Genomic DNA, 579 nt, shown 5'->3' with positions numbered 1-579 from the left:
CCGTGAAGATCGGTAACTATAGGCTCCGTGACTTGGTTTCATCGGGAGAAACTGGAGTTTCTTACCGAAGAAACTAGTGTTTCATGCCGAAGAAACTAGTGTTTCATGCCGAAGAAACTAGAGTTTCATGCCTAGGAAAACAGAAATCCCTCCCTAGGAACCGAGAAGTTCCTACGTTGGAACTGAAAAGTTCCAAGGGAGGAACCGTTTTGGGCGCTTTTACAAAAGCTTTCGTCTCCACACGGAAGGTGGCCATGCGTACGCACTTGCGGAGCCTTCCTCGAGAGTCACAAATGAAAAGCGCCACCCCTGAGCGAACTCAAGAGTGGCGCATGTGGATGAGACTGTGTCAGTCTCTGGGGGATCTGTGCGGATGCTTACTTGCCGTAGCGAGCGCGTAGCACCTGGATCATATCCTGACTCATGGTGTCGAGGTCGTAGTGTGGTTGCCAGTCCCACTCACGACGAGCGCAGCTGTCGTCGAGCGAGTTAGGCCACGACTCAGCGATAGCTTGGCGCAGCGGATCGACATCGTAGCTCATCTCGAAGTCGGGGATGATACGCTTGACAGCAGCTGCG

General features: G+C 53.0%; 1 pseudogene. It reads right to left on the bottom strand.

The features are described from left to right. Positions 1 to 377 precede the first annotated feature (377 nt). Positions 378 to 579: pseudogene (locus tag PORUE0001_RS04995) on the bottom strand (L-threonine 3-dehydrogenase); the annotation flags it as partial.

Origin of the sequence: Porphyromonas uenonis 60-3 (genome assembly GCF_000174775.1) — a bacterium.
Taxonomy (GTDB): domain Bacteria; phylum Bacteroidota; class Bacteroidia; order Bacteroidales; family Porphyromonadaceae; genus Porphyromonas; species Porphyromonas uenonis_A.
The sequence above is the reverse complement of the archived record's forward strand: the minus strand, read 5'-3'. Positions and strand labels throughout refer to the sequence as shown.